The sequence below is a fragment of the Enterococcus moraviensis ATCC BAA-383 genome, from assembly GCF_000407445.1.
Classification (GTDB): domain Bacteria; phylum Bacillota; class Bacilli; order Lactobacillales; family Enterococcaceae; genus Enterococcus_L; species Enterococcus_L moraviensis.
In genome coordinates, this window is record NZ_ASWB01000001.1 from 53890 (window position 1) to 75790 (window position 21901).

At 34.5% G+C, this 21901-nt stretch carries 32 protein-coding genes; 27 read left to right on the forward strand and 5 right to left on the reverse strand.

The window, feature by feature from the left end; genetic code table 11:
* Window positions 1-9: 9 nt before the first annotated feature.
* Genes I586_RS00215 through I586_RS00225 form a run of 3 tightly spaced genes read right to left on the reverse strand, consistent with a single transcriptional unit; the run spans window position 10 to window position 1819 of the window.
* Window positions 10-804, reverse strand: a complete 795-nt coding sequence (locus I586_RS00215) for a hypothetical protein (protein ID WP_010765202.1) — start codon at window positions 802-804, stop codon at window positions 10-12.
* 23 nt (window positions 805-827) lie between these two features.
* On the reverse strand, window positions 828-1466 hold the full coding sequence (locus I586_RS00220; RefSeq protein ID WP_010765201.1) for an ImmA/IrrE family metallo-endopeptidase: 639 nt from the start codon (window positions 1464-1466) through the stop codon (window positions 828-830).
* Window positions 1467-1480: 14 nt separating this feature from the next.
* Entirely contained in the window at window positions 1481-1819 is a 339-nt protein-coding gene (locus I586_RS00225) for a helix-turn-helix domain-containing protein (RefSeq protein ID WP_010765200.1), read from the reverse strand.
* A 319-nt stretch (window positions 1820-2138) separates the two neighbouring features.
* Here I586_RS00225 and I586_RS00230 point away from each other — a divergent pair, with 319 nt between their 5' ends.
* The 20 genes from I586_RS00230 to I586_RS17335 all read left to right on the forward strand — a co-directional run bounded on the left by I586_RS00230 (window position 2139) and on the right by I586_RS17335 (window position 12689).
* Window positions 2139-2333 carry a helix-turn-helix domain-containing protein gene (locus I586_RS00230; RefSeq protein ID WP_010765199.1) on the forward strand — a complete coding sequence of 65 codons (195 nt, stop codon included), beginning with the start codon at window positions 2139-2141 and terminating at the stop codon, window positions 2331-2333.
* Between the two features lie 2 nt (window positions 2334-2335).
* The gene (locus tag I586_RS00235; RefSeq protein WP_010765198.1) at window positions 2336-2602 is read left to right on the forward strand and encodes a helix-turn-helix domain-containing protein; all 267 of its coding nucleotides are present in this window, start codon (window positions 2336-2338) and stop codon (window positions 2600-2602) included.
* A 28-nt stretch (window positions 2603-2630) separates the two neighbouring features.
* Complete coding sequence (locus tag I586_RS17225; protein ID WP_010765197.1) at window positions 2631-2786, forward strand: hypothetical protein; 156 nt, start codon at window positions 2631-2633, stop codon at window positions 2784-2786.
* Complete coding sequence (locus tag I586_RS00240; RefSeq protein WP_010765196.1) at window positions 2783-3061, forward strand: hypothetical protein; 279 nt, start codon at window positions 2783-2785, stop codon at window positions 3059-3061. Before I586_RS17225 ends, I586_RS00240 begins: the two co-directional genes overlap by 4 nt.
* A 16-nt stretch (window positions 3062-3077) precedes the next feature.
* Window positions 3078-3296, forward strand: coding sequence for a hypothetical protein (locus I586_RS00245; protein ID WP_010765195.1), 219 nt, complete (start codon window positions 3078-3080; stop codon window positions 3294-3296).
* A gap of 16 nt (window positions 3297-3312) precedes the next feature.
* Complete coding sequence (locus tag I586_RS00250) at window positions 3313-3585, forward strand: hypothetical protein (RefSeq protein WP_139242600.1); 273 nt, start codon at window positions 3313-3315, stop codon at window positions 3583-3585.
* Between the two features lie 11 nt (window positions 3586-3596).
* Window positions 3597-4025 carry a hypothetical protein gene (locus tag I586_RS00255; protein ID WP_010765193.1) on the forward strand — a complete coding sequence of 143 codons (429 nt, stop codon included), beginning with the start codon at window positions 3597-3599 and terminating at the stop codon, window positions 4023-4025.
* Entirely contained in the window at window positions 4018-4209 is a 192-nt protein-coding gene (locus I586_RS00260; protein WP_010765192.1) for a hypothetical protein, read from the forward strand. The genes I586_RS00255 and I586_RS00260 overlap by 8 nt, the downstream gene beginning before the upstream one ends.
* A 2-nt stretch (window positions 4210-4211) precedes the next feature.
* Window positions 4212-4994: a helix-turn-helix domain-containing protein gene (locus tag I586_RS00265; protein WP_010765191.1), complete on the forward strand. Its 783-nt coding sequence runs from the start codon at window positions 4212-4214 to the stop codon at window positions 4992-4994.
* On the forward strand, window positions 4995-5354 hold the full coding sequence (locus I586_RS00270) for a hypothetical protein (protein WP_010765190.1): 360 nt from the start codon (window positions 4995-4997) through the stop codon (window positions 5352-5354). It abuts the gene before it with no gap.
* Window positions 5355-5397: 43 nt separating this feature from the next.
* Complete coding sequence (locus tag I586_RS00275; RefSeq protein ID WP_010765189.1) at window positions 5398-5694, forward strand: VRR-NUC domain-containing protein; 297 nt, start codon at window positions 5398-5400, stop codon at window positions 5692-5694.
* Entirely contained in the window at window positions 5684-6871 is a 1188-nt protein-coding gene (locus I586_RS00280) for an SNF2-related protein (RefSeq protein ID WP_034701615.1), read from the forward strand. Before I586_RS00275 ends, I586_RS00280 begins: the two co-directional genes overlap by 11 nt.
* 270 nt (window positions 6872-7141) lie before the next feature.
* A complete protein-coding gene (locus I586_RS00290) occupies window positions 7142-8047 on the forward strand; it encodes a lambda-exonuclease family protein (protein ID WP_010765186.1) in 906 nt (301 codons plus the stop codon).
* 1 nt (window position 8048) lies between these two features.
* On the forward strand, window positions 8049-8504 hold the full coding sequence (locus I586_RS00295; RefSeq protein WP_010765185.1) for a hypothetical protein: 456 nt from the start codon (window positions 8049-8051) through the stop codon (window positions 8502-8504).
* A complete protein-coding gene (locus tag I586_RS00300) occupies window positions 8497-8709 on the forward strand; it encodes a hypothetical protein (RefSeq protein WP_010765184.1) in 213 nt (70 codons plus the stop codon). The genes I586_RS00295 and I586_RS00300 overlap by 8 nt, the downstream gene beginning before the upstream one ends.
* Window positions 8710-8713: 4 nt before the next feature.
* Complete coding sequence (locus I586_RS00305; protein ID WP_010765183.1) at window positions 8714-9637, forward strand: AAA family ATPase; 924 nt, start codon at window positions 8714-8716, stop codon at window positions 9635-9637.
* A 35-nt stretch (window positions 9638-9672) separates the two neighbouring features.
* Window positions 9673-10194, forward strand: a complete 522-nt coding sequence (locus I586_RS00310) for a DUF669 domain-containing protein (protein WP_010765182.1) — start codon at window positions 9673-9675, stop codon at window positions 10192-10194.
* 207 nt (window positions 10195-10401) lie between these two features.
* Entirely contained in the window at window positions 10402-11964 is a 1563-nt protein-coding gene (locus I586_RS00315; RefSeq protein WP_010765180.1) for a hypothetical protein, read from the forward strand.
* Between the two features lie 15 nt (window positions 11965-11979).
* Entirely contained in the window at window positions 11980-12528 is a 549-nt protein-coding gene (locus tag I586_RS00320) for a DUF1642 domain-containing protein (protein WP_010765179.1), read from the forward strand.
* Window positions 12525-12689, forward strand: a complete 165-nt coding sequence (locus I586_RS17335) for a hypothetical protein (RefSeq protein WP_010765178.1) — start codon at window positions 12525-12527, stop codon at window positions 12687-12689. Before I586_RS00320 ends, I586_RS17335 begins: the two co-directional genes overlap by 4 nt.
* On the opposite strand, the gene I586_RS00325 is transcribed toward I586_RS17335, so the two are convergent.
* Complete coding sequence (locus I586_RS00325) at window positions 12683-13369, reverse strand: DUF4145 domain-containing protein (protein ID WP_010765177.1); 687 nt, start codon at window positions 13367-13369, stop codon at window positions 12683-12685. The two genes, I586_RS17335 and I586_RS00325, sit on opposite strands and share 7 nt — an antisense overlap.
* 104 nt (window positions 13370-13473) lie before the next feature.
* Here I586_RS00325 and I586_RS00330 point away from each other — a divergent pair, with 104 nt between their 5' ends.
* Both I586_RS00330 and I586_RS00335 read left to right on the forward strand, forming a co-directional pair.
* The gene (locus tag I586_RS00330; RefSeq protein WP_010765176.1) at window positions 13474-15330 is read left to right on the forward strand and encodes a phage/plasmid primase, P4 family; all 1857 of its coding nucleotides are present in this window, start codon (window positions 13474-13476) and stop codon (window positions 15328-15330) included.
* Between the two features lie 350 nt (window positions 15331-15680).
* Window positions 15681-16070, forward strand: coding sequence for a sigma-70 RNA polymerase sigma factor region 4 domain-containing protein (locus I586_RS00335; RefSeq protein WP_244147863.1), 390 nt, complete (start codon window positions 15681-15683; stop codon window positions 16068-16070).
* A gap of 26 nt (window positions 16071-16096) precedes the next feature.
* On the opposite strand, the gene I586_RS00340 is transcribed toward I586_RS00335, so the two are convergent.
* Window positions 16097-16951 carry a hypothetical protein gene (locus tag I586_RS00340; protein ID WP_010765174.1) on the reverse strand — a complete coding sequence of 285 codons (855 nt, stop codon included), beginning with the start codon at window positions 16949-16951 and terminating at the stop codon, window positions 16097-16099.
* Between the two features lie 286 nt (window positions 16952-17237).
* On the opposite strand from I586_RS00340, the gene I586_RS00345 reads away from it, so the two are divergent.
* The 5 genes from I586_RS00345 to terL all read left to right on the forward strand — a co-directional run bounded on the left by I586_RS00345 (window position 17238) and on the right by terL (window position 21838).
* Window positions 17238-17435 (forward strand): hypothetical protein, encoded by a 198-nt coding sequence (locus tag I586_RS00345; RefSeq protein WP_010765173.1) that lies wholly within the window; start codon window positions 17238-17240, stop codon window positions 17433-17435.
* A gap of 327 nt (window positions 17436-17762) precedes the next feature.
* Window positions 17763-19034, forward strand: coding sequence for a site-specific DNA-methyltransferase (locus tag I586_RS00350; RefSeq protein WP_010765172.1), 1272 nt, complete (start codon window positions 17763-17765; stop codon window positions 19032-19034).
* Window positions 19035-19234: 200 nt separating this feature from the next.
* Window positions 19235-19444, forward strand: coding sequence for a hypothetical protein (locus tag I586_RS00355; protein WP_010765171.1), 210 nt, complete (start codon window positions 19235-19237; stop codon window positions 19442-19444).
* Window positions 19445-19491: 47 nt separating this feature from the next.
* Window positions 19492-20367, forward strand: a complete 876-nt coding sequence (gene terS / locus I586_RS00360; protein WP_010765170.1) for a phage terminase small subunit — start codon at window positions 19492-19494, stop codon at window positions 20365-20367.
* Window positions 20360-21838 (forward strand): phage terminase large subunit, encoded by a 1479-nt coding sequence (gene terL, locus I586_RS00365; RefSeq protein ID WP_010765169.1) that lies wholly within the window; start codon window positions 20360-20362, stop codon window positions 21836-21838. Before terS ends, terL begins: the two co-directional genes overlap by 8 nt.
* Window positions 21839-21901 lie beyond the last annotated feature (63 nt).

A 21901-nucleotide genomic window follows, 5' to 3' on the forward strand; every position in this document is an offset into this window, starting at 1 on the left:
AATAAATAGCTATTGTTTAGTATATTTTTCAAATCCTATACCATCAGTTTCTACAACTGATTTTTTACTTAGAACCCAGTCTCCAAATCCGGTTTTTTTATTTTCAAAAACTAAATCGGCACTATATCCAGTTTCATCTGTTGGATAACATACTTCAATGTGAGAATCACCTTCTTCTCCACCTATTACATGACTTGGTACCCCATACTTAGTAACTATACCCTCTAAGGTTAATTTACCTTCAACAAAAGATTGATAGTCTTTGTAACTCATCACTTGGTTGCCTATCTCATGAGAATTAATGATCGTGTCAATAATAAAAAATTCTTTTCTTGGCTCAGAGCTGTGTTCATCAGAATCATCTATCTTGTAATTCAAAACTTCCTTTAACATGTCTTGATATTTTGGACTTACTTTTATTTCAGAAATATCATTAATTTTGTTTAAAATCTTGGACCTATTTGACTGATGATCAGTCCATTTTGGGTAAAAAACGCTAATGTCATCACCGTATGTTTTTATAATAGATAGTCCGTTATTAAGCTCTCTTATATATTCTTTTGAAAGAGTTGAAAAATCTAAATTTTTAAAATCTTTATTTTCATATTTATCAATGATATTAAGCTCTGCGTCAATTCCTTTCTTAGCTTGATCTACTTTTTTATCATTCGAAGCATTATCAGTTAGTTTCCATCTTGATTCTAGAGCGTTAGCAATATCTTGTACAAAAGCATCATCGCTTTTGTTACTGCATCCAACAATAAATAATGCCACTAAAACAATTGCTACCAAAATTTTTTTCATTCTCTTTCCTCATTCCATAATAATCATAAACTAACACTAATAAATCTAAGGATTTTTGAACTATCACCAGAATATCGATAATTGTTTAAAGCTTGTCTTGCAATACTTGGATTAAGCATATAAAGTTTGGTCAAAAAATCAAAAATACGAACATAAAGTGCAGCTTTACTTGTTCCAAATTCAACAGTTATGTCTTCAAAACTCATATTTTTCCTAAAGCATTCTTTTAAAGCTTCATTGTTAATCATTGTTAATGATGCAAATACATTTGCTCTAGCTTCCTTAGGAAAATCTTCTTCAGAATAACCATTCCCTTCTAACAAATCCGAAAAACTTTGAGAAGCCTTTGACTGATCCATATCGAAGTAAAAGTGTCCTAATTCATGAAGAATAGAAAATCTTTGTCTTCCATAATTCATTAATGAATTAAATGAAATTCCATAATTATTGTCAAACCGTATGATATTTCCAGATAAATGTTCAGTCAATACCTCTCCAAATCTGTAAGGTATGATTTCAATATTTTCTACATCAATCGCATAATCTTTAAAGTGATTCCAACGAAGATCTTTTAATTCAAGCCCATAGTAGTTAGCAATCTTATCAATAATTATGTAAGTTTGGTCATGGTATTCAAAGTAAGAGTCATAGTCTAAGTCCACAAGCAGTCATCCAATCATTTGTTTTTTAGTTTGTTTTTCATATACTCATAATAATCTCTAAGTTCTTCTTCTAATTTCTTGCGATGTTCTTCTGGGATGTCTTTTGTATCAATACGAAAGAAAGTAGTAAACTCTTCTTCTTTCCCTTCAATATTGGGGTTGTCCGTACGACCCAATAAATAATCAGTAGATACATTGAAGTAATCTGCAATCTTCCTCAATTTGTCAGCTGCAGGTTCTTTTGTTTTTAAAGTATACAGATAGTTTTTGCTATAACCAAGTTCAAGAGACACTTCTTTTAAATTTTTATCACGCTTATGCGCAAGTTCTTGAATCCTTTCAAATGTTGTCATAACAGTATTTCCACGCTTTCTATAAGCTTTAAAACAAGATTAGTATAAAAAAGTTGGACAAAACAGTTGACTATCCAACTAAAGTTGGTTATACTCATCTCGTAAGCTAATTTAGTTAGCTAATTATTTGACAAACAAAACCTTAAAACAAATACATTAAATCGTTGGGGAACGGTAGGAATGTTGATTTGTAGGCTTTTACTAGTCTTATTTAGCTATGGATAAATAGTACACTATAGTTGGATAGTTGTCAACGAATTTTAGAAAATTAGCTAATTTAGTTAGCTTACAAATAATAAATATGAAAGGAAGTGATTAGATGTCACAAGAATTTATCACATATGTTCGAGTCCAGTTGGCTAAACATAATAAAACTCAGGCGTGGCTTGCAGATACGATTAATATCTCTCAACCGTATATGTCAGACATCATGAAGGGGCGTAGAAGTCCTGAAAGCAAGATTCCAGAAATTAAAGCTGCACTTGAATCATTGGAAGTGATCAAGGAGGTATAACAATGAACGTAATCTTAACCGATGAAGATGCAAAATCATTAAGACGACATATTTATGAAATTGCAGTTGAAGAGTTCAAATCTGCAAGGGAAGATGTTCATATTTCAGAGCAACCATACAACCAAACTGAAATTGCTGAAAAAATGAGAGTGTCAACCAAAACAATAAGAGCTTGGGAAGAATTAGGTATGCCACATGGAACAATCGGTAATTCTAAATTTTACGATTTCATTACTGTTAAGCAATGGGTATTAAAACAAAAATCATGAATCTTGGGCAAGCAATGAAAGGAATCACATGGAATCAAATTTACTACTTATAATTTCTACACTAATTTTATTGATCGTATCGATTATCTGTTTAGCAGCGGGAGAAACGTTTATGGGAATCGTTCTTATAGCAGTGTTATGGATCGAGAGTATTTTACTAAGGATAAAGGAGGGAAACGAATGAGTCCAACAGAAGATAAATCAATTATGCATTTGAACATGGTACAAAATCTAATCAACAAAGGCGCACGAGTTAACAATATTCAATTATTTAGAGGGGATGTAGTAACAGAGCTAACAGTATATCTGCCAAATTTTAGAAAATTGACTTACAGCTTAACTCTGTACCCAACTCGTAATCAGTCGGTCAAAATCACTACAGCTAGTAAAGACATCCTTGAAGAAAAAACGTTTGATCACGTCTACCATGCTTTGAAATTTATTGAATCTAAGGTTTGAGAAAGAGGTAGTAGTAATGAAAAAAATTAAGTTAAGAGTCAGATATGTTGAGGATTCCGAAAAAAATGAATGGGTGTATTTAGAATCAAAGGAACCAGAATCAAGTTTATGGAGCATCGTTGTTAAATATCCAATCAAAAAAATGCCCGACGGTGAAGAAGTGATCGGCTTAGATTTACCTTTACGTATCAGAGATATGATGGAAACTGGTTTTTATGTGTGGTCTCAGTTTTAGGAAAGGGGCGGTAATTTTGAAACACAAATTTTTTAAAGCACTAGACGAAACACCTTTTGTTTTATTTCTAGCCGTTATGTCAAGTCTGTGGGTAGTTGCTGGGATGATGATCATTATTCTCTGCATTTTGAACAGCACATTGAAATTGAAAGACATTCCTATGGCTCTGTTTGTTGTTGCTACGTCGCATATGTCTATCTGGATCGGTTTAGCTGTAATTGTCGTTTATGTCATTGTTCGGACATTGGATTTCCATTCATATGTAGTCGGACGGAAAAGATTAAATTAGGAGGGATTTAGATGCCGATTTATTCAGATTTAAGAGAAATTGTTGAAAAAGAAGGAAATGAGAAAGACTTTCAGTATTGTGGTTATCAATGTCACATCAGACGAGTAGGTGTACCTTATTCTGGGCATCTGTGCGGCTATATAGAAATACCAAGAGTTCACATATTGCATGGCTTAAGCTATGACGAAATCGAATCTTTCTATAATTATGAATTACCTGCTCATTATGGATTAACTTTTTCAGGAGAAGTTGAAGGGATCCAATGGATTGGCTTTGATTGTGCTCACTCAGGAGATTTATGCCCTATGTATGCAGAAGGTTTTGAAAAATTTCGCAATGAAACTGATACGTATAAAGACATGGATTACGTTGAAAAGAATATTAAGGAAGTTGTTGATTTTATTTTTGCTCATTCTAAGGAAGGTGAAACCAATGCTTAACCAAATGCAAATTGATTTAGTGATCGGTGCAATCAAAGACAAAGTTGATAACTATGCTGAATTACTCAGACATGAAAATGCTAAACCATTAGTTGATCAAGATACTAAATTGATTAACCAACTTACTAAAATGTACCACGAATACGACGAAATTTTGAGCGAAGTTCAAAGAGTGGGTGTTTAGATGTGGCTGCTAAAAATTGGACAACCAAAGAAATCGAGTACATCAGGAAAAATGCTCTACTTGCTGAAACGAATGCCGTTCTTAATGTTGATCAATTGGCAAAGAAACTTTCACGTCCATCAAAATCAGTTGAAATGAAAATATACAAAATGCGAAAAGATGGCCAATTACCTAAAACGGATTATACGAAGTCGTTTGATGCTAAAGGCAGAAAATTTTCTGCTGAGGAAGATAAACGAATCATAGCAATGTATAAGCAAGAGGAAACTTATCGAGATATAGGTGAGAGTCTTGGAAGATCCGAACAATCAATCCACGGAAGAATTGTAAGGCTAAAAGAAAGTGGAAAAATCAAACCAAGTGTTACTCAGAAAAATTGGTCAGAGAAGGAAATCCAACTAATTATTGAAAATATTCAATTTGATGAAAATGGATTCGTTTTGAATTACCCAGAGTTAGCTCGATTAACAAATAAGAAATATAGCCAAGTTACCAACAGGGTTTGCCGCCTTAGAAAAAAAGGGTTAATCACAGTTCAGGCTGATAGAAGCAAGACCAGTATTAAGTCTAAAAAAGCAATGGATCGTTTCAATTGTGCCAGATTTGGAAAAAGAATGGAGGAACAACCTGTGAAAGATAATTCTGTTCAAACGAATGTAAATATTACAACGCAATCCAAAATGATTCAAATGATCATGACTATTGTAGAAATTGGAAATGAGCGAACGACAAATTTCTTTACCACTGAAGGTGAGCTACTAGCAGTCAAGAAAGAGGCGATATAGATGAAAGTAACATTTATGAACTACGAAAGTGAAGTTGTCTTTTCAAGTTATGCTGACAACGGGAATACAGCAATTCAATTGATTGGTGCTAAAGGTACAGATTATGAAGGCGAATTGATTGCTACGGCAAGTGTAAATACAGATGTTTCGTTGGCATCAAATGTAGTCGCAATTAAAGGTTGGTCAGAAAACGAAGGTATGGAAGCAGCACTAATCAAGTCCAATGTGATTGATTCTAAAGCTACTGGATTAATTACATGCGGTTTCGTAGAAGCAAAAATTTACCAATTAACATCTGAAGCTATTCAAGAACAAATAAAACAAGAGCCTGCATCGTCTGCAAACGATACAAGCCATTAAATAAATTATTCTTATAAAAATTATAACACAGAAAGGGGAAATAATGGCTGGGCCAGAAAAGAAAATAGAAGACAAAATAAAAAAATATCTTGATTCATTAGGTGCGTATTATTTAAAAGTACACGGTTCTATGTATCAGCCATCTGGTACTCCGGATATTTTGGCTTGTGTAAATGGTCGATTTATTGGGATCGAAGTAAAACGACCAGACGGCAAAGGACGTGAGTCAGCTTTGCAGAAAAGTAAAATAAAAAAAATTAGATCTGCAGGAGGTGTGGCATTCTTTGCAAAATCAGTGGAAGAAGTATCCGCAATGCTCAAACATGAAAATGTTATATAACTTTCAAAAACAAAGCATTGATACAGCTGACAGTAATTTTCTTTTCGCTTTAGATACTGGTACAGGTAAAACAATCACTTCTATTCATCAATATCTAAAGTGGTCAAATGGGGAACCGCTGCTAATAGTAATGCCAGCTCAAAAATTAAAAGAACAAGGTTGGCGAAGAGATATTCAAGCTGTTTGTAATTTTTATAAGATTGAAATCACGTTTGCAGAACTTAGCTATGGAAAATTAGCAGATAGTTACATGCTCTATAAAGGTTGGTTTGTGATTTTTGATGAAGCTCATTATATTAAGAATCCGACAAGTAAAAGAGGAAAAGCTGCAGTAAAACTAACTAGGCAGTCTACCCACTTTGAATTGTTGACAGCTACGCCAGCATCTAACGGCTGGGAAGATACCTACAATTATTTCATCATGTTTGGTTATTTCAAGAATAAAAAAGAGATGAATGATCGTCACGCAATATGGGGAACAATGTATTTAGGTACCAGACGTATTCCTAAAATTGAGGGCTGGAAAAATGAAGACAATCTTCAAGAAATGTACAACAGTTTTACTATTTCGATAAGTAAGGATGATGCGCTGGATCTGCCGCCATTAGTCATCAAAGATGTTCCATTTTCCAAAACAAGTGAATACAAGAAAATTTCTAAGGATCGTGTGTATGATGATGTCGATTATGACACACCGTCTAAACTGGCTCATGGATTGAGGTTCTACGCCAATCAAAAAGACAAGCTTGAATATATAAAGATGCTGTTTGAAGGGACATCCAACAATATTGTGATCTTTTACTATTATCAAAAAGAGTTAGAAGAATTGAAGAAACTGGCCAAAGATAAAACTATTTATGAAGTAAATGGCCAAGCTTCCAAACTGCCAAAAAAAGAAACGTGGCCAAGTATAAAAAATTCAGTGACATTCGTCCAGTACATGGCAGGTAGTGCAGGTATCGAACTTCAGTATGCTAATTTAGTTGTCTTTTATACACCGACTTATTCATACCAGGACTACAGTCAAGCTTTAGGTCGTGCCTATAGAAATGGCCAGACTAAAAAAGTTACTGTGCTTCGGTTTATCACACAAGCAACGATTGAACAGGCGGTGTATGAAGCCTTAGAGCAAAAACAAGATTTTTCAGAAGAACTGTATATGAGAACTAAATTGTGAGGTGAAAAAAATGTCAGATGAAAAAAAGATTGGATAAGCATTACTTTAACGTATTTCAAGTCTACAGGTAAGTATTATTCAGAGGATGAAGTTTTAGTGCCTAATGATATTTCATTTTATGATCGTAGAATCTTCTTGGAAAACTATATTGAATCTATCGACGGGAATGAACCATTCACATTTGTATCTATTGATTCTAATGTTCTAGGATTCCCGTTTATGAGAGTAGCAAAAAGGGACTGGTATAAAAATTAGTAAGGAGGCCTTTAAATGTTCGGATTAGAAAAAACAGATACTAATGTAACGAATAATCGGAGTTCTTTTGTCGGTGGTTCAGATGTTCCGGTCATTCTAGGACTATCAAAATACAAGACACAGTTTCAGTTGGCACAGGAAAAAGCTGGAATTGTTAAACCAGAAAATATCAGTAATCCATATATTCAATTTGGAAATAAAATGGAACCATCTATTCGGGAATATATCAACACAAAGAATAGTTTGCATTTTCATCCGGATACTTTTATTGATAAGGACGACATGATCCGATCAAACGTCGATGGTATTGATGATGAAAATAAAATCCTTTTGGAAATTAAAACACACGGAGCTAAACCAACTCTGAAAGTTTATGAAGCTCAAATGCAGCTCTATTTTCATCAAACTGGTTGTGATTATGGATGGTTGGCGATGTATCAACGCCCTGCCGATTTTGATCTTGAGTTTGATGCATCAAACCTTAAGATAAAAGAAATTGAACGGGATCAGCATGCGATTGAAAAAATACTTGATGCGATCGAAACATTCTGGATCCGTCTTGAGTATTTGAAAGAAAAGCCTGATATGACCGAAACAGAATATTATACGATCGGTAATGATGTCGATAAGCTGGTTGCTCGTGTAGAACGCTTTGAACTGCAGATGATCGAATTCAAAGAAAAAGCCAAAATTCTTGAAACGCAACAAAAAGAGTTCAGAGAGCGGCTGTATAAAAAAATGGAAGAAAACGACATCAAGAAAATTGATACAGGTGATTTAGTCATTACTAGAGTTCTTCCTACAGTCCGCAAAGCAATTGATAGCACCAGATTAAAAAAAGAGCAACCTGATATTTATGAAAATTACTCGAAAGAATCTCAGGTTAAAGGCTCGATCAGAATCAAGGCAAAGACTGACTAATATGAAATCTACTACTAAAGATATTCGTCATGCTACCAGTTTCATCGAATCTAAATTGCTGGAAGAAGGTGTGGTCATTCAAAAATACGAGGCTTATTCAACAAATAGTGTCTATCTTAAATTTGATTGTGGGCTATCCAATTCTTTAAGAATTGGTGATCATGCTGGTAAACAACATCTTAGCTATATGTTTATGGTAGATGTGACTCATTCAGGAAGACGGATTGTAAAACAAGAAAGATTTACTCAATACACGTATGCTGCAACAAAAAAACAATTAAGAAAAGTTGTAAAGCATATTCTTGATCATCGAGATCGAAGGATTGATCAGTATGGAGGGTACGCAAATTACAGGGAACAAATGAAACACCAGTATATAAAAAGCAAAGACCAGAAAGGATTTTGGTCACAAGCTGAATTTATAAATAAAAAGAGAGAAGGAATAAAAAATGATTAGACCATTAAAAACAACTACAAAATATTATGCAACTACTGAAGCAGAGGCAAAAAGTAAAGTTGATGAAATCAAAGAGAAATCAACTGGTTTAGTTACAAGTACTAAAATCGATCAAAAATCTCATAAAGAAGCTGGTGATTATTTTGAATTGACAGTTGTTCAAACTTTTACTTCTAGTAAAGACATTATCGAAAGTGGGGTGTAATTAAATGTCGATTTTACCACCGAACAAACCACAGGTACCAAAAGATACACCAAGAAATTTCTTCATCTGGGGCCCAACTATGGGCGGGAAATCATTTCTAGCAACACAGTTTCCAAACCCTCTTGTTTTTAATACTGATGGAAATGCAGAAGCCAATACTGTTCCTTCAGTTCAGCTTCGGAATATTAAAGACGAAAAAGGAAAAATTAAGCGGTCAGTGATTGATCAACTTGATAAACTGATCACTGCGCTGCAGACAGAAAAGCATACCTATCAAACAGTCGTTCTTGATGTAATTGACGACATTATCGTAATGATCGAACAATACATCTGTGATAAGGAAGATGTTGAAACATTAGGAGATATTCCTTATGGGAAAGGCTATGCAGCTTTCACCAATATTTTTCAGCAGCTGGTTATTGAATTGAAATCTCTACCAATGAATGTCATCTACATTTCTAGAAATGCTTCTAAGATGGAAGGATTGACAGAAATTGAAATTCCTTCTTTAAAAGAAAAGCATCAAAATATCGTAAACGGAAACTGTGATCTATCTATCCAATGTAAGAAGGTCGGGAAAAATTATATCCGTGTGGCCAAAGCTAGACGGAAAGATTATATGAGAGACCAGGTGGATGATCCAGCTATTCTAAAAATCTTAGATTCAATCACAGGCGTTTTCGGGAAATCTCCAAAAACTACAAAAAAACAACAAGAAGCGATCGTCAAAGAAATCGAGAAAAAAGAAGACGTTCTTCTAGCTGCTGAATCTGGAGAAGATACTCCCAGTGATGAATCAGCTGAAAAAACTGAAACAAAAGAAGAAACTAAGCCAGCAAGAAAGCAGACAGCTCCAGTTAATCAACAGGCATCAAAAGTGGCAGCAAATACCGCTGCTACAGGCAAACGAGTTCGACCACAAATCTAAAACACTACTACAGAAAATGAAAGAGGTAATGAAACATGGGACTTAAAGATTTAGCAAATGAAGTATTATCAAAATTTGATCCAAAGAATGACGATCCGAATGCTGGAGGCTTCGACAATTTACCGGATGGTGAATATGATGTGACCTTAGCAAAAGCAGAACATAAAATTTTTGAAAAAAGCGGCTGGGAATGCTTGTCGTTTGAAAATGAAGTAACTGTTGGTGAAATGTCTGGAAGAAAAGAATTTATCAACATGAGCTTCGATCAATCTAGTACACCAGAGTTTGTCTTAAATAAAAATATTAAGTTAGTGGCCAAACTCGCTGCGGTAATTGGTTTGACGCTTACGGACGAGGATTGGGAAGACGAAACGACAATGGCACAAGCATTTCAGGATGGCATCGGTAGTCAATATGTACTGAAAGTAACATCCTCACCAAACAAAAAAGATCCAACGAAGCCATACAGAAATTTTGATTTTATTGCCTATGACGATGAAGCAGACAATCCTAATGAACAGTATCCAGATATTAGTGATGAAGATCTTCCATATTAGAGGTGAGTAAATAATGTTCGTATTGTCAGGCATTGATACCGGAAAGAAGTACCTTGAAGAATCAACAAAAGAAGAGCTTCTTCGAAAAGCTTATGATAAGTATCCGACATCAAAACCAGCTTGAAAAGATGTCTTAAATTCACGAGAAAGTCTTAATGATCCGATTTATCCGGAACCCATGAGAATTATAGAAATTAGGTGAGATCCATGTTTACTTTCTATTGGTTACTACAAAATGAAAGTTCATTCACTGCAGTTCTAAAAACTGAAAATGAAGTACAAGTTATTACTGACAGAGAGAGTCTGAAAAAGGCTCTCGACTCTGTCAGCTATCTAGTGAGCTTTGGTAATTATTCAACTATGGATAAGCAGTTTGCTTTACTTCTTTCAAATAATAAAAGCAAGTATTTACAGAAAAATATATCAATTGATTTATCCCAGGAGCTTGGGAACAAAACAATTGAAGAAATTGGTTTTCGTCTAGGCCATGATTTGAAGGCAAAAACGGCAAAAGATTTTTGCCAGAAGCGAATTGAAATTTGTGAGTACATTTTTTCAAAAAGGGAAGAGTATTTGGAAAGTAAGTTTCAGATTGTGAAGGAATTCGATCTAGATCCGAGATTTGTTATGAAGACTCGTGCTGGTTTAGCTGCAGAAGTTTTGAAAGCAAAAAAACAGCCAAAGACACCCAATGTTTTGATGTATGACTATGATAAAAGGATCTACCTCAATGAGCTCCCTGAAAAATTAATCAATTTCTACAACAACATAAAAAAGCAGTACATCATCGATAAAGATGAAAAAATTAAATCTGAAAAGATAAAAATGACTCTTTGTGGTTTGACTCATACGTTTGGCTTTGGCGGTGTTCATGCAGCAAAGGAAAAATATAAAGGATCAGGAGATTTCTTGCTTATTGATGTACGTCAGTTTTTTCCTTCATTGATACTTAACAATAATTTTTTGAGCCATGCCGTGAAAGAGAAACAACTTTACAAAAAATTGTATGACAAAAAAGTTGATACTGGGCAAGAAACGTACAAGGTTTTGATTGCTGCAGTCAATGGAGCGATGAATAATTCATATTCAAACTTATATGATCCTCAGAAATTTTATGCAGTTACTGTTAATGGCCAGCTGATCATCACTCATCTTATTATGCTTTTGGAAAACTTCATTGAAGAATTAATTCAAACTAATACAGATGGCATACTAGTAAAAATAAATCCTGCTTTCGAATCACTGATAAACGATTTGCTTAGTAGATGGTCAGAGCACTATGAGCTGGATCTGAAAGTAACAAAGATAAAAAATGTTTGGCAGCGTGATGTAAATAACTACATTTTAGAGAAAACAGCTGGAGAGTTTATCAAGAAGGGTATTTATTCAGATGTTGATTACCTGAGCAGTGCTATTCCGGTTATACCTGCAGCTCTAAATGCTTATATGTTGAAAGGAATCAAACCTCAAACGTTTTTGATTGATGTGTTCAAAAGTGAAGCGATTGGACAGTTTTACTATATCGGAAAAATTGCCAGAGGATATGATGCGATTGAGCAACAGGTAGGTAGAAGTTATAAAAAGTTGAACAATACTGTTTGTGGTATTGCGACAAGTAATAAAAAACTAGGCGGTATCTATCAGACGAAGAACGATCTACATTCTAAGCTTCCAGGTTCTCCAGTACATTTCCTGCCGTATGATCGAGCAACTAAAAAAGATATTGATATGAGCTGGTATGTAGAAGAAGTTGAAAAATTTATATTTTAGATAGGAGGCATGAGGATGGAAAAATTTATTGATGAACTGATAAAAGAATATGAACAAAAAAAAGAAAATTATAGTATTTCTAATTTACACTACACAGGTTTAGGTATGGCAACGCTGTGCAAAGGTTTTACTAGAGATTTGGAAAAAGTCAAATCATCACTACCCAAACCTGTTGAGGTTCCGGAGTTTGTGGCTGAGTATTTGGAAATGCGAAAAGACCAAGCTCCAGTTGGTGGATTAGGTGCTGCACTCTTATGTGTATTTGATGGTAGAGAAACTCCAAAATTGTTTAACTGGATGAATAATAATGTCGAAGTGTTTGCTCGTGCATGGCTTGAAGGTTGGAAACTGACAGAAGCTCCATTGTATTATGTCGATTTTATAAACGATAGCGATGTGCATAAAAGACTAGTTTTAGATCACGAAAACGACAAATATAATATTGTGGACTGGTCAGACAATTTAATTGAATTAGTTCAAGATATGTTTACAGAATCGGAAATAAGAAAAGTAAACCCTGATTTTATGGCGTTTGCTTTACCAGTTAAGGAGGATGCAGAATGAATCCTAAAATCGAAATGAAAACACCTCAACTTGTCGAACAAGTCGAGGTGATACATGTTGAAGCTGTAAGAGGTAATGGCACAGAAGAGAATCCAGTCAGAATTGTTCATCAATATTGGAGTAAAGAAGGAATGTTATTAGCAGAAAATGACGATTATTGATTTCTTCTTTCTGCCTGTTTTTCTGAGTTAATGCTTTTGATTTTCTCTAACATCAGTTGGCGATCATGTCTTTTTATATACCAATCTTCTGTTAAGAATTCAATAAACATTATCAATTGTCGAGCTTCATCGGGTTCTATATCGACCATTAAGTTAATATCGTTTTCTGGATGAGCACCAATATTACCTAATTGTCGTAAAGCATGAAGGACTTCTTTTGTTTCCAAATTAACTTCCTTTTCAATAGCTTTTATCTCGTTAAGTAAAGAGGTATTTTTTGGTAAATCTGGCCAAAAATCACGAATCATTCCTTGTAAACAGCGTCGAGATAAGGTTGCAGAAGCTTTAGGGCTTAAATCAACGATTAAACAAGCTTCTTCGTAATCTTTTCTGATTGATTCAGGAATATAATCTGGTAATGGTTTTGCAGATGTTCTAGGGCGAATAGGAAAATTTTTATTGCCATGCATACTTCCTATACCTACCACAACAATTGAAATCTCTTGGCATTTTGGGCATTTTGAAAAACTGACCATAATTTTATCTTCTTTTTTATTTATACTAGTGGTAATAACCCCTTTTAAATCATTAAAAGACAATTCAGAAGTTTGATGTGTTTCATTTGTTGCAACGAAATAATTATTACAAAAAGGACATAGTTCTGTAAAACCTGTACTCATAGTTCCACCTACCCATTTTTTTAAATTATTATATCAGGAAAAATAGAGATAAACCATAATGAACAGTAAATAAATTTATACATCAAGGCAGGTGATAAGACAGTGTGCTTAATTTTATAAAACTTGAACCAGGGAAAAAGAAACCTGATCAACACAATTTAGACGATTTTTATACAGACATTACCAAGTTGAGCGATGCTGCAGTACGGTTGGATGACAGCACAGTCGTGATCGATTTCGATGAATATCCTGAAATCGGTAAAGCTTTGGTAAAAAAATATCCAACGTTTTGGGTTGAAACAAAGCGTGGAATACATCTTTACTACAAACGGCCGATCCAAATTAATGGCCACAAAATTCTTTTAAGAAACTGGACCAAGAAAAATACTGTCATCGGTGCGCTTGTTGATTTTAAGACAGGAAACAAATCCACTGTCACAATTAAACAAAATGGAAAACTTAGAAAAATACACGGTTCTTTTGAAATGTGGAATGATCTTCCGCCGCTACCGATCGAACTATTCCCTGTTAAATTAAAGTCAGCTTTGACTGGCATGGGTGAAGGAAGTCGGAACAGTTCTCTTTATAGTCAACTTTTAACAACGAGAGAAATGTACGAGCTTGATTATGATACTTTGATCAAAATGGGTGAAACAATCAACGAATTAGTTTTCGCTGAACCGATCCCGACTGCAGATATTACTTCAGTAGTAAACTCAGTAAATGAGAAAGAGATTTTACAAAGTTTAGTTCTAAATCCTAGTGACATGATTGCAACTAGCGAAGCGCTGGCCAAAGAATTAGAAATAAAATTTTTTAACGGTTCTCTTTTCCATCGTGAAAAAAACTATTGGATCAATGATAAAAATAAACTATTAAGAAAAATTGATCAGCGAATAAAGCTTTTACCTAATAAGTGGAAGCAGCTGGTTGATCTATTCCCTGTTAAAGGAGAATTAATAGAAGTGTATGATTTCCCGATTCAATTTAAAAACGATTTTATGTTAGATGGTGCTGATGTTATTCCAATGGCCACAAAAGAATTTACTCCATATTTTTTAGATGTTGAGTATAATCCTGATGCGTACGATGAGCATGTTGATAAGTTTCTAGATTTTTTAAGCAGTGAGAAAAAGGATCTTAGAAATGTGATTGAAGATATGCTGGGTCATATTCTGATGACTCAAGGCTTTCCTCATAAGGTTTTCTTTTTGGTAGGTTCATCTGGTGCAAATGGTAAGTCAACGTTTTTAGAAATGCTGAATGCCTTTATTGGTGATTTAGGTTTGAACCTTGCGTTAGAACAGTTTAACGATCAGACATCCGTCATGGAACTCGAAGGAAAGCTGGTTAATGTCGGTGACGATATTGATGCTGGTTATATGGAAAAATCTATGAACTTTAAAACCTTAGCTTCAGGTAATACGATCATGGTTCGACCAATTTACTCAAAACCATACAAATTAAAAAATAAAGCAACGCTTGTTTTTACAGCAAATGAAATGCCGACATTCAAGGATAAGTCTGGAGGGATTGCAAGACGGATCGTCATCATCCCTTGTGAAAATAAAGTAAAAAAAGCAGATCCTAAAATTGATGATAAGCTTTCTACTGATAACGCGAAGTCATATCTTTTAAATATCGCTTTGTCAGCTATGCAGCGAATCATAAATAACGGCGGCCGCCTCTCCACTTCCGAAACAGTCGACAAGATCACAGATGAATACTTTGTTGAAAGTGATTCTATTCTTGGATTTCTGCACCAAAATGGCATTGATGAAAACATGACGACTAAAGGTGTCTATGATGATTACTTAAAATATTGTGAAGAAGCTGGCACAAAACCTTATTCTCAAACTAAATTTACTCAGCGGCTTAAAACTGCTGGTTACGAAAAGGCACAACGTAGAATGATGGGGAAAAAATACTACTACTACAAGCAGCAGGTTGAAACAGAATAATAAAAAAGCCCCACTTTTAACAAAAAGCCCTACTTTGTCCCTACTTTTTTTAGCAAAGTGGGGACTGGTAAAACCCTTGTTACAATTGAGTTTATACTATAGTGTCCCCACTATCCCTACTTTTTTTTATTACTTAAAGAAAAAAAGAGGGGAATATATATAGTATTAATAAATATATATAAGGGGCTGAAAAAGTGGGGCTTCTGTGGCTTATTCGCTAAAACCCTTGTGGCTGTAAGCATTAAGTAAGCCCTACTTTAATTTTAAAAGTGGGGACAAAGTAGGGACAGCCCTACTTTTTATAAAAACTTAAAAGAAGGTGATTCATCATTTACGAGTGGGTTAATTCAATAGTTCATATTGATAATGAGTTATATGAGTTAAAAATATCTTTAGAATTAAATAGAAGAGAGTTCTCACGATGGCAGAATTATTTAGATGGTGATGATGGAGACCTAGCAAAGCATCAAACATTTTTGACAGCTTTGCATAAACAAAAACAACTAAAAGGAGTGATTAAAGAATTGGATCAACGGGTTGAAAAATTAGAAAAAGAACGTAAGGAGATTATTCAACTCATTGATAAGTTCAATGGATTGAATCAACGAATTTTAAAATTGAAATATGTTGAAGGGTTAACATTAGAATCAATTGCAGAAGAGACAGGGTATAGCTACTCATATATTAAAAGCAAACATGCGGAGCTTATGAGAATCATTAACTTCACTAAAAAAGTATAAAGAGAGATACTGAATAGTATCTCTCTTTATTGAATAGAATTTCTCGAGGCATTCAAAAGTTCTTGAACTTCATAAATAGAAAAACCTCGACTTTTAATATCACTTGAGTATTTGGAAAACAATTCTTTAAAATCTTGCCGATTTATTATTTCTTCTGGAGAAATATATATAGGTATTTTACCTTGAACCATTAGTTCAGCAACATCCTGAACCATTCCGGTATCTGCAAAATATTTAATCGGTGAAGGATTTTTTTCTTTATATGAATACATATTATTAATCTGTTTACTCATCATGTCTAATTTTCCGTCAATTCGGGACAAGGCTTGATCCTGATCTATTGTTTCTTCACCAATGCTTTGAACTTTAATATGTTTGAAGTTTTTAAGAAAAGGTGAATAGTCCTTGTCTTGTAAAGATTTTTCATATGTTTTAACAATCTTCAATTGTAATTTTTCTTGAAACTCTAAGATTTGTGTGTGTCTCAAATCTGCTGGATATGAGACATGTTCAATCATAGAAATATCAAACATATAATCAGTTCTATCATCCTTAATGATTACTACCGGTTTATCAAAAGCCAATCTCAAACCTAATTCCAACATAACATTACCATTTCTTCCACTAATATCTACTACAACAATTGGATCATCATAGATATTATTGACAATACTATTATGGATTATGTCTATTTCTCCTGGAGAATCGCTAACCATTCTAGGCTTAAAATCATATTGACTAATATTACTGATGGTTTCACTTAAAATTGAACGCACATCAAAAAACTGTGTATCAGGATAACCTGGCATAGGAGCAAGAGGCATAATCAGACCACACTTAATTTGATTATTAGTTTTTTGTATTTTCTTATCTTTTGTCATAAATACACATCCTTTTACACTAATGATAACATAATAGTATAGTACGTACAGTACCAAGATAGTACCGACATATTGATTTTTTAGTGATATTCTATTAGTGTAGAAAATTTTGATAAGGCACTTCACTTTTTGTGAGGTGTCTTTTTACTTTTAATATAACGTATAAAATTTCCTTGTATCGTTTAATGTATCATGTAACAGGTTGATAAAATAACGTGAAACGAGTTGTATTACATCTCCACCCAAGTTAATATACATACAACAAATAGATAAGGGGATGTAAACAATGGAAAAAATTACAGAAATGAATGGCTACATTTTATTTGAGGATAGAGAAGGCTTTGACATCATGGTTGAATCTCCAAATAAAGATTTCTTCCCGTTCATGCACATTCTTGATCCAAGTTTCCACACAAAAAATAATGGAAAATATGATATTCAAATAAATACTGTTTCAAATGCCCGCAAAATATTGAAGGCTTAAAACATACTTTAGAACAATACGAAAAAGCAATTGAAGCTGCTGAGTATTTCAAAACGGTTTTAATTGATAATAAAGAAATTGAGTTCTTATAAGGAGGTCAAATCAAATGAATGCTTTACAAGTAGCTGAAAAAATAAAAAATAACTAAGCTTGGAAAAGAGCCTACAATAAAATTATCAAAGCAAAAAATCATGACGATAGAATGCTTGCCTATCAAGAGTTTGAAAATAAATTCGGTATTAATCTAAACGATAGAATTGGAATTTATGTTAAAGGATTTTTATAAATTATAGCCCTTTAGGGGCTTTTTATTTTGGAGGTAAATGAATGTTAATAGAAAAAATGAATCTATCTGATCTGAAGCCAGCTGATTACAATCCGAGAGTTGATTTGTCCCCAGGTATGCCAGAATATGAAAAGTTGAAAAAATCAATTGAGGAATTTGGGTTTATTGATCCACCAATCTTCAATAAACAAACAGGCAATCTTGTTGGTGGTCACCAGCGTGTGTCAGTGGCTAAAGATTTAGGTATCACAGCTATCGAAGTATCTGTCATCGATATACCTTTGGAAAAAGAAAAACAGCTAAATATCGCTTTAAACAAAATTTCTGGACAATGGGATGAAAACAAACTAGCTTTGCTGCTAAAAGAATTTAATAGTTTTGAAGTAGAGTTATCCGGATTTGATTCACCTGAAGCATCCGATATCGTAAGTCGTTTTGACTATAATGTGGAAATTGAAAAAACTATTGAAGAAGATGGTTTTGATGTTGATCAAGCGGTCAAAGAAGTTAAAGACAATGGACCTGTAGCTCAATATGGTGATGTCTGGCAACTTGGGACACATCGCTTAATGTGTGGGGACGCAACGCTTAAAAGCGACATCGACAAACTAATGAATGGCGAAGCAGCTGATTTAGTTGTCACTGACCCGCCGTATAATGTTGCGGTTGTTTCCGAAAGTGAAGAGTTGTCTGATTCTGGCCGAGAAAAGATTTTAAATGATGATATGAGTGATGAAGAATTTCAATCTTTCCTTCATTCTGTATTTGCTAGTTATAATCATTTGATGGCTGATCATTCTGCAATTTATGTTTTTCATGCTTCTAGTACCCAACGGGATTTTGAAGATGCTATGAATGCTAATGATATTCTTGTACGATCCCAATGTATTTGGGTAAAGAACTCATCCTCTAACGGATGGAGTCAATATCGTTGGCAACATGAGCCTGTATTTTACGCTCACAAGAAAAAGTGTGCGCCATTTTGGCAAGGGAACCGTAAACAATCCACAGTTTGGCGGGATGATTTGCTGGATGATCTTCCAAGTACCATTTGGGAGTGTAGCCGTGGGAATGTCAACGCGTATGTTCATCCGACTCAAAAGCCGTTATCTTTGCTGGCCATTCCGATTCGAAACAGTTCAAAGAAAGATCACTTGATTGTGGATCTATTTGGCGGTTCTGGTTCAACGCTGATGTGCGCTCATGAATTGGATCGTCGCTGCTATACTCTTGAGCTGGATCCTGTTTTCTGTGATGTGATCATCAAGCGTTTTGAAGAATCAACTGGTATTAAGGCAGTAAAAATTAAGTAGTTTGTTACATCATCATCTTTCGGGAACTTGTAACGATTTATTTTGAAAGATGGTGATTAATAATAAAAAAAGCCGAGTGCGCAAACACTCGACTAATTCTACGAGGATATCTCCCCGAAGACACTGAGAAAAGACCGACGTCGGTTTTAGAGCACTCAGTGTCTTTCACTATTATAGACATAGCGGGGGGATTTTCGCAAATGGAAATTGATGAAAACATAAATTTAGAGTACGAACTAGAAAAAGCATTAGAACGTGCTGAATCCGTTGAGGAGTATAAAAAAATCATTCGTGTGGCTTTAGGTCAATGGTTACAAAATTTGAAAGGTGGCCAGATCAAACTTAATTCTGTTAGTGATTTGAAAGTATTAATTGAAGCGGATTTGATGCTTAAAGATATAGAGAATTAGTAAAAACGAAACTCAACTTATAAAGTTAGTGAGGTGGTGTGGTATGGATGGCAAGAAAGCGTGATCCAAATCGGGATAAAGCTCTGGAAATATTTTTAGAACACAACGGAGAAGTGGCCAATAGAAAAGTCGCTTCTCTTTTAAGTGTTCCTGAAAAAACTATTTCTGCATGGAAATCTCGTGATAAATGGAATGAGGTACTACAAAAAAATAATTGTAGTACTACAGAAGAAAAATGCAGTACTACGAATAAAGGTGGAGCACCTCCAAGGAATCAAAATGCAAAAGGAAACAAAGGGAACAAGCATGCAGCACCTCCGTCTGGTAATAAAAATGCCGTAAAAACTGGAGAGTTTGAAACGATTTTTGTCGATACCTTAACAGAAGAAGAAAGAGACATCTATTCTAATCTGAGTGAGGATCCATCATTCATACTACTGGAAGAAATCCGACTGCTTAAAATTCGGCAGCATCGAATGATGAAACGAATTAAAGAAGCTGAAGAAGGCCTGAACCAAAAAGAAATTGCTGAACTCTATGAATTACGTGGCAGGAAGCAATTTGTTGATTCTGAAAAGAATGGGAAAAAAATTGCTGTAGAGGTTCCGGTCATTACTATGACTGAGAAAAAAGAAAAAACGTTTCGGAAAATAGAAGATATTCTTTCTATTGAAGATGCCCTCACTAGGGTCAGCAATCAATTGGCAAGAGCTGTGAAGCAGTTTGGCGAATTAGAACTGAATAAAAAGAGAAAGAAACTTATTGAAGCTCAAGCGAAAATTGCATCATTAAAAGCTGAGGAACTAGAGCTGGAAATCGTTCCGCCGTCCAATCCTAATAATGATAATGATGAAGTGCCAGATGATATCGACAGTGAAATAATCAAATTAGAGCAAGAATTAGGGATTGATCGTAATGGATAAAGTTCAATATTATTTGAAGTTGAAAAGGCTGCAGGAGTTAAAAAGACTAGCGGATAATGAACAGAAAATTGAACGGGCTAGAGAAGATTTCTTTTCATACTGCCAGTTGATGATTCCGGAAGTTTATAAAGAAGAACGTGAGTATTTAGTTGAATTGTGTGATGAATTTCAAGAGTTTCTTGTAAGTGATGATGATCTTCTATTATTAAATCTACCACCAAGGCATTGTAAGTCGCTTACTGCTGGTCGATGTGTCGAATGGTCATTAGGTCGTGATCCTTCTCTGAGGATTGCAACTGGATCGTATAACGAAGATCTGGCCACTGACTTTTCAAAAGAAGTAAGAGACACGATTTCTGAAATAAAAGTAGATGATAATATCGTCTACTCTGACATCTTTCCTAATGCAAAAATCAAACGAGGATCATCAGCTGCTAAGCGTTGGGCGTTGAGAGGTTCTAAGTTATCATATCTCGCAACTTCTCCAGGAGGTTCAGCTACTGGTAAAGGATTTGATTTGTTATTCGTGGATGATGTTATCAAAGGGATTGCAGATGCAACGAATGAATTTGCACTGGAAAAGCATTGGGACTGGTTTACAAAGCAAATGATCTCTCGTGTTGAAAAAGGTGGGAAAATTATTGTAATTATGACTCGTTGGCACTCTAAAGATTTAGCCGGAAGGATTGAATCTGAAATGCCAGCAATGGGTTACAAGCTGCGCATCATTAAAAAGAAAGCACTCATTGATGAAAAAAAGGAAGAGATGTTATGTTCAGACATCTTATCTTTTGAAGATTATAAAAAGAAACGTGCTGCGATTGGTGTGGATATAGCATCTGCCAACTATCAACAAGAACCGATCGATATCAAAGGTAGACTCTATTTGGATGGTTTCAATGAGTATGAACAGTCAGAATTACCAGAAATAATTCATACTTATGCTTATACAGATACCGCAGATGAAGGTGACGATAAACATGCAATGTATATCTTCGGTCAAACTCTGGATAATCGAGCTTATATTTTGGACATTCTTTATACAGTAGAAGATCAAGGAGTTACCAGGGATAAGACAGTTGAAAAACTTTATAAAAATGAAGTGAATACAGCTTGGTTTGAATCTAACAATGGTGGTACTGGATATGCTAGAAGCGTTAGGGATAAGCTCAAAGAAAAATATCGATCAAATCAAACTGTAATTAAATGGTTCCACCAATCCAAAAATAAAAAAGCTAGAATAATTACGAATGCACCTTGGATCATGGAAAATGTATTTTTCCCTAAAGGTTGGAAGCATCGCTGGCCAGAACTCTATGAAGATTTAATGTCTTATCAAAAACAAGGTAAAAACACACATGATGATGCTCCAGATGGACTAACTGGAATTGCAGAAATTTGTGCCAATAAATTGAGATCGTCTAATCAATCGAAAAAACAAAAATACAAACAAATTAAACGGATGTTTTAAAGGAGTGTGAAAAAATGGAGAATCAAGAAATATCAGATGAAACATATGAAGAATCAACTGATA

What these genes read in the sequence shown, in the direction of transcription:
- I586_RS00215 (WP_010765202.1), bottom strand. Translation starts at nt 804, where the DNA reads ATGAAAAAAATTTTGGTAGCAATTGTTTTAGTGGCATTATTTATTGTT.
- I586_RS00225 (WP_010765200.1), bottom strand. Translation starts at nt 1,819, where the DNA reads ATGACAACATTTGAAAGGATTCAAGAACTTGCGCATAAGCGTGATAAA.
- I586_RS00230 (WP_010765199.1), top strand. Translation starts at nt 2,139, where the DNA reads ATGTCACAAGAATTTATCACATATGTTCGAGTCCAGTTGGCTAAACAT.
- I586_RS00235 (WP_010765198.1), top strand. Translation starts at nt 2,336, where the DNA reads ATGAACGTAATCTTAACCGATGAAGATGCAAAATCATTAAGACGACAT.
- I586_RS17225 (WP_010765197.1), top strand. Translation starts at nt 2,631, where the DNA reads ATGGAATCAAATTTACTACTTATAATTTCTACACTAATTTTATTGATC.
- I586_RS00240 (WP_010765196.1), top strand. Translation starts at nt 2,783, where the DNA reads ATGAGTCCAACAGAAGATAAATCAATTATGCATTTGAACATGGTACAA.
- I586_RS00245 (WP_010765195.1), top strand. Translation starts at nt 3,078, where the DNA reads ATGAAAAAAATTAAGTTAAGAGTCAGATATGTTGAGGATTCCGAAAAA.
- I586_RS00255 (WP_010765193.1), top strand. Translation starts at nt 3,597, where the DNA reads ATGCCGATTTATTCAGATTTAAGAGAAATTGTTGAAAAAGAAGGAAAT.
- I586_RS00260 (WP_010765192.1), top strand. Translation starts at nt 4,018, where the DNA reads ATGCTTAACCAAATGCAAATTGATTTAGTGATCGGTGCAATCAAAGAC.
- I586_RS00270 (WP_010765190.1), top strand. Translation starts at nt 4,995, where the DNA reads ATGAAAGTAACATTTATGAACTACGAAAGTGAAGTTGTCTTTTCAAGT.
- I586_RS00275 (WP_010765189.1), top strand. Translation starts at nt 5,398, where the DNA reads ATGGCTGGGCCAGAAAAGAAAATAGAAGACAAAATAAAAAAATATCTT.
- I586_RS00280 (WP_034701615.1), top strand. Translation starts at nt 5,684, where the DNA reads ATGTTATATAACTTTCAAAAACAAAGCATTGATACAGCTGACAGTAAT.
- I586_RS00290 (WP_010765186.1), top strand. Translation starts at nt 7,142, where the DNA reads ATGTTCGGATTAGAAAAAACAGATACTAATGTAACGAATAATCGGAGT.
- I586_RS00295 (WP_010765185.1), top strand. Translation starts at nt 8,049, where the DNA reads ATGAAATCTACTACTAAAGATATTCGTCATGCTACCAGTTTCATCGAA.
- I586_RS00300 (WP_010765184.1), top strand. Translation starts at nt 8,497, where the DNA reads ATGATTAGACCATTAAAAACAACTACAAAATATTATGCAACTACTGAA.
- I586_RS00305 (WP_010765183.1), top strand. Translation starts at nt 8,714, where the DNA reads ATGTCGATTTTACCACCGAACAAACCACAGGTACCAAAAGATACACCA.
- I586_RS00310 (WP_010765182.1), top strand. Translation starts at nt 9,673, where the DNA reads ATGGGACTTAAAGATTTAGCAAATGAAGTATTATCAAAATTTGATCCA.
- I586_RS00315 (WP_010765180.1), top strand. Translation starts at nt 10,402, where the DNA reads ATGTTTACTTTCTATTGGTTACTACAAAATGAAAGTTCATTCACTGCA.
- I586_RS00320 (WP_010765179.1), top strand. Translation starts at nt 11,980, where the DNA reads ATGGAAAAATTTATTGATGAACTGATAAAAGAATATGAACAAAAAAAA.
- I586_RS17335 (WP_010765178.1), top strand. Translation starts at nt 12,525, where the DNA reads ATGAATCCTAAAATCGAAATGAAAACACCTCAACTTGTCGAACAAGTC.
- I586_RS00325 (WP_010765177.1), bottom strand. Translation starts at nt 13,369, where the DNA reads ATGAGTACAGGTTTTACAGAACTATGTCCTTTTTGTAATAATTATTTC.
- I586_RS00340 (WP_010765174.1), bottom strand. Translation starts at nt 16,951, where the DNA reads ATGACAAAAGATAAGAAAATACAAAAAACTAATAATCAAATTAAGTGT.
- I586_RS00345 (WP_010765173.1), top strand. Translation starts at nt 17,238, where the DNA reads ATGGAAAAAATTACAGAAATGAATGGCTACATTTTATTTGAGGATAGA.
- I586_RS00350 (WP_010765172.1), top strand. Translation starts at nt 17,763, where the DNA reads ATGTTAATAGAAAAAATGAATCTATCTGATCTGAAGCCAGCTGATTAC.
- I586_RS00355 (WP_010765171.1), top strand. Translation starts at nt 19,235, where the DNA reads ATGGAAATTGATGAAAACATAAATTTAGAGTACGAACTAGAAAAAGCA.
- terS (WP_010765170.1), top strand. Translation starts at nt 19,492, where the DNA reads ATGGCAAGAAAGCGTGATCCAAATCGGGATAAAGCTCTGGAAATATTT.
- terL (WP_010765169.1), top strand. Translation starts at nt 20,360, where the DNA reads ATGGATAAAGTTCAATATTATTTGAAGTTGAAAAGGCTGCAGGAGTTA.